This is a genomic window from Paenibacillus sp. P4_A7 (assembly GCF_056402455.1).
Genome location: NZ_JBFUHJ010000397.1, coordinates 1 through 5,356 on the forward strand (window position 1 = coordinate 1; position 5,356 = coordinate 5,356).

General features: G+C 41.2%; 4 protein-coding genes and 1 pseudogene. 1 reads left to right on the forward strand and 4 read right to left on the reverse strand.

Annotated features, from left to right (window positions below; all coding sequences use genetic code 11):
* Positions 1–687 (reverse strand): ABC transporter ATP-binding protein (locus AC1DWN_RS27240; RefSeq protein WP_477562024.1); only part of this gene is annotated, 687 nt, incomplete at its 3' end.
* A 226-nt stretch (positions 688–913) separates the two neighbouring features.
* Positions 914–1,153 (reverse strand): annotated as a pseudogene (locus AC1DWN_RS27245) (ABC transporter substrate-binding protein); the annotation flags it as partial.
* A gap of 306 nt (positions 1,154–1,459) precedes the next feature.
* Here AC1DWN_RS27245 and trpB point away from each other — a divergent pair.
* Positions 1,460–2,623, forward strand: a complete 1,164-nt coding sequence (gene trpB, locus AC1DWN_RS27250; RefSeq protein ID WP_477562025.1) for a tryptophan synthase subunit beta — start codon at positions 1,460–1,462, stop codon at positions 2,621–2,623.
* A 187-nt stretch (positions 2,624–2,810) separates the two neighbouring features.
* Here the strand turns inward: trpB and AC1DWN_RS27255 are convergent, their stop codons facing one another.
* Both AC1DWN_RS27255 and AC1DWN_RS27260 read right to left on the reverse strand, forming a co-directional pair.
* Positions 2,811–3,875: an ATP synthase beta subunit C-terminal domain-containing protein gene (locus tag AC1DWN_RS27255; protein ID WP_477562026.1), complete on the reverse strand. Its 1,065-nt coding sequence runs from the start codon at positions 3,873–3,875 to the stop codon at positions 2,811–2,813.
* Positions 3,876–4,086: 211 nt separating this feature from the next.
* Positions 4,087–4,584, reverse strand: a complete 498-nt coding sequence (locus tag AC1DWN_RS27260; RefSeq protein ID WP_477562027.1) for an NUDIX domain-containing protein — start codon at positions 4,582–4,584, stop codon at positions 4,087–4,089.
* Positions 4,585–5,356: the final 772 nt, after the last annotated feature.

A 5,356-nucleotide genomic window follows, 5' to 3' on the forward strand; every position in this document is an offset into this window, starting at 1 on the left:
ATTTTCAAAAAAAGATCGTGTTGAGCTATTCTCCAGCAAGGTTCCTTCCCCCATAAACCATACTGACCCGCTCATTTTCCTTGCTTGATCAATGTCATGCGTAACCCAAATCATCGTCGTTCCCTCTTGTTGATGCCACTCCCGCAGCACTTGCTCGACCAATAACTTACTGCCGCCATCGAGCGATGCTGTAATTTCATCGAGCAGCAGCACCTCTGGACGCAGGAGCAAAGCACGAAGCAGTGCAACACGTTGCTTCTCGCCTCCCGATAATTCCTCTGCACTCTTACCTAGATCCAAATGCTCCAATCCTAAGCAAGGCAGTAAACGATTAACAAGCTTATCTTCATAAGGAATTCGGTGCAGCATGCTAACCGTCTTCAAATTTTGCTCAATGCTTCCTTGCAGCATAACTGACTGCTGCGCGACATAACATACCTTCATCCGCCACTTCCTAGGATCCATGTCGCGCTGCGATACATTATTTAAGCGAATTTCCCCTTCATCCGCATGATCCAAAGAAGCAATAATACGAAGCAGTGTACTTTTTCCTTGACCGGAAACACCTAGTAAAGCAATAATAGAAGGCTCCATAATTTCAGCCGTAATATTATCGAATAAGGCTTTAGTAGTAGCTTCATTCCTATTCTTTTTAAGCTGCTGCAAATGTAAAATTGGCTTATTCACAGGTAAGGCTACCTCCATTCTATTACCCTAAATATTATAGCTCTAATGCTGTTGTTTATGAACTTATAACAATCGTCGTTCTTGGTAGAATAAGTGTCCCCCGAAAAAGTAAGCTTATTTATAGTGAAGGCTTATCAAGTCGTATATTGAAAAGGCTGACAATCCACTGCCGCATATAGCGGAAGCAAACCATCAGCCTTTATACTCTTTATTTTACATACGTTATTTATTTTACAGTTGCATCTATTTCTTTAACCATTTCTGCAACAGTTACTAAGCCGCCGCCAGAAAGGTACCAGAAGTTAGGATCAAGATAAACGATATTGCCATCTTTAAATGCTTTTGTATTTTTCACCAGATCATTTTCAATCGTTTTCTTAGCACCTGACTCACCAGCTACTGCTGCATCGCGATCGACAACAAACAGATAGTCCGGATTTTTCTCAACGATATATTCAAATGATACGTAGCTACATTTATATTACACCAATTCTCGAGATGATCTGAATGGACTTTTCGTTAATTTAAGATGGACTTTTCTACAAATTGGGATTATGTGACAGGGAAGTGAACGTAGTGTTCACTTAGTGTGTTCACCGCTTGTTTCGGGTGCAATTGTCCCGCACCCTATCCTGATTATTCCTTAAATATAGTTGTTACATAACATATAAAAATACTTTAAAAGATCTAGTAAAAAGGCAATTATTTTTTTCACTGAATATGATACTATGATAAAAGATTGATAGATTATTGAATGGGGGCATATTGCGCTATGAGCCATGAGCAACTTGAAGAAGGATACTTTGGAGAATTCGGGGGTAGCTTTGTTCCTCCAGAACTGAAAGAAGTACTAAGTTATTTAAGTGAACAGTTCAACAAGTATAAGGATGATCCCGAATTTAATGAAGAGCTGCGCTACTACTTACGTGAATACGTTGGCCGCGAAAACCCACTAACCTATGCTGAGCAAATTACAAAAGCATGGGGCGGGGCTAAAATTTATTTGAAGCGTGAAGATTTGAACCATACTGGCGCTCATAAAATCAACAACGTAGTAGGCCAAATTCTGCTTGCCAAAAGAATGGGTGCCAAGCGCGTTATTGCTGAAACTGGAGCCGGCCAGCATGGTGTGGCTACAGCAACTGTTTGCGCAATGTTCAATATGGAATGCATCATTTATATGGGAGCAGAGGATACAAAGCGCCAATCGCTAAATGTATTTAGAATGGAGCTTCTAGGAGCTACTGTTGTGCCAGTACATAAAGGCCAAGGGCGCTTGAAAGATGCCGTAGATGAGGCTCTAAATGACTTAGTAGAAAACTACAAAACAACCTTCTACTTGCTCGGCTCAGCAGTAGGGCCGCATCCGTTCCCAACGATGGTGAAGCATTTCCAATCGATCATTAGCGAAGAGTCCAAACGTCAAATCTTAGAAAAAGAAGGACGTCTTCCAGATGCTGTTATTGCCTGCGTAGGCGGCGGAAGCAATGCGATTGGTGCATTTGCTCATTATTTGGACGAGCCTTCAGTACGTCTTATTGGGGCAGAGCCAGATCAAGCGCCAAGCTTGACGCAAGGAGTTCCAAGCATATTGCACGGCTTCAAATGTCTCGTGCTGCTTGACGAGGCAGGCAATCCTAAGCCAACCTATTCCATTGCAGCAGGTCTCGACTACCCGGGCATTGGACCGGAGCATAGCCATCTTATGGTTTCAGGCCGTGCGGAATATGTAACCGTTAGCAATGAAGAAGTTTTGGCTGCATTCCAGGAGCTATCCCGCATAGAAGGCATTATCCCCGCACTAGAAAGTGCACATGCGATAGCTCACGCGAAGAAGCTTGCTCCTACAATGAACATGGATCAGATCATTATCATTAACCTATCCGGCCGCGGAGATAAAGACGTCGAGCAAGTATACAACATGCTCAATTCCTAATCGCACCTATACCTAGAGAAGGGCTGCTCCCAAAGTCATCGAAGATGACCGTGGGACAGCCCTTTGTTATTTTAGGCACTAGAGACAGCCGCTTTTCAACAACCGAACCAACTGATCAGGCTTTGCAGGATCTAATGTAATAGAGTGGATTCAATTCAAGCATATCAGATGTAACGATATTTAATTTTTATGATTCTAGCTCGAACGAAAACGGCCCGATATAAGTCAATTGATCAACTTCCAGCTCATCCGCAGCTCCATCCAAAATACGACGAACACCATCTAAGGTATCCTGAAGTGTGAGCCACTCACCCATTTTGTTTGTAAAAGGTTCAGCAACATAAAACGGCTGCGTAAGGAACGACTCCAGTCTTTCACCTCTACGATAAATCAATATATCGGAGTCAGGCAACTTCTCTAATCCGCGTGCTCTAACTAACGATCGCAACTCCCGGTATCGACGAAGTAATTTACGTGCTCGTTGTTGTAGCATCAGATGAGTCGCCTCGAGATGAGCTCCTTCTAAAACAGTGGATGTAGAATAGATGGGATCTACCGCCGGGAAGAGGCTGCGTGATGCCATATCCGCATCAAATCGCAACAGCGTATCCAATGGTCCATATGGAGCTTCTTCGTCTGCTGCTTCGAAATGGGTATCTACTAAAGCTATCGTTACTGGCCGAGTTCCAGCCTCTTGGAGCCTTTCACGCAATGCTAATAAATCGCCTGATAGAACAATCGATCGATCTGCCCCTAGCAATACGTCACGTTCAGTCCCGAAAGCAGCTATGTGTTTACACACCTCATCGAGCGTTGTGCAGATAATCTCGGACTCGCTTACCACATCACTAATTCCTTCAGCATCAACCTCTGGCTTCCAAAAAACAGTAACATATCCACGCCGCTTCATCCTACGTAAAAGCTCAGCCAGCATAACAAGCTGCCCCATTCCAGGACCTGCGATAAGACCAATGGTACCTCCCCTTACTACCGGTGCAAATAAATCCAAAACCTTCACACCTGTTTCAATCATCGCTACACCACTCCCTCGAATTATTAATTCATCAAGACTACAATTAGCAAGCGAAGCAAGGGTTACAAGGGTTTTAACTTCAGCCCTGCCAACTGGTATTTTGCCTGTACACAGGTTAGAAACAGTAGCAGGTCGTAATCCAGCTGCACGGGCCGCTGTCGTAAGATTTGGAACACGTCGACGTAGTAATGAAACGTTGAGTTGTAAATCATCATTCATTGTCAAACACCTCCTTACTCCATAAAGTAATTTAGTTTACGCTAAAACTAGTTGTTACTATGTAGAGTAATATTTTTTACTCTATAATGCAACATAAATTTCTCCATCTTGTCCAACTGAGCTCACTCATTAAACAAACAGAAAGACCCTATCAGCTAATTTCTCTTTGTGGAGGAATACCACGAAAAAGAAAATAGCTGATAGGGTCTTTTTAGAATTCCCAATCCTCTAATAAAGCCCAGGTAATATCGGGTTCATTGCCCGCTGATTTCATCGTTCCCACGTAAATATCAGATGAACTTTTATTTTTGGAGTAATGCTCAAGAATGAACTTTGATGTTGCAGTCATATTTAATTCAGCTGCCAAATTTATATCATTCCATGAGAGCTGGCCTTCTTCACTTTCTTGCACGATTAAGTGCTTCACGTTTGAAAAGTATATGTATTGAAGTCTTATCTCGGTATCCTTAATCCGCAAAATAATATATCTCAGTTCTAAACCTGATAAATCATCGTTTGTTAGTCCTGTTTCTTCTTCTACTTCCCTCAAACATGCATCTGTCGGATTATTTAGTTCACGTTCTTCTAAGTGTCCTCCAATAGGTACAACCATTCCTGATAGAAAACTATTTCCATTAGCCTTCTCCATTAATAATAATTGGTCATCGTGAAAGAGAAACGCTGCTGCCATTTGCCTTAGAGTAGTCATAGTTATCCCCTCATCTTAAATACCCTTAACCTTACCATGGATGGGAATTCCCCTCCTAGTATTCTAATTCAATATATTCGTATACATAGCCATATTACTGCACCCAACGATATAAGAGCAGCCAGTGATACAAATAACATATAACCAATTTTGCTTTTAGTAATAGCGTGATTATCATAAAATTCAGGTTTTCTATCCATCCCCAGCCATAACTCACCGATCAAGTTAACGACCACTAGAGCAAAGTTTTTAATAACCCTCACTTATTCACCTCCATCGGATATCTTCTATCGATATTTTTGGATACATATACCATTCCATATTCTAGGCTTTATTATAACTCAATTTCCACATTAGTTTCATTTATTAACAAAAAAACCATTAACTAATTCGTAACAAATCGATATTACTATATGAAAAATAAAAAACGGCCTTGTCGCAGTTTATGCGAACAGCGGTCGTTCTAGTTTCTGTCTATGGTCAGTTTTACGGTTAAGCTAATATATTTAGAAGGTTAGCGATAAGAATTTGTTACATTAGACTTTTTTAGTAGCTAAATGTTCATTAATAGTGAGGGTAGGTTCACTATGATCTAAGCTGCTGATACTCTCATTAATAATTAGTGAAGTAAACCTCATTGGCGATGAGGTTATACTCACGGGGAGTCAGTTTTACCTAACTAATGCTGATAGATGTACAATAATAATGGAAATTAGTGAGGTTAGTCTCACTAAACAATGAGTTTCCCTCAGTATCAAGACCACTGCTGCTC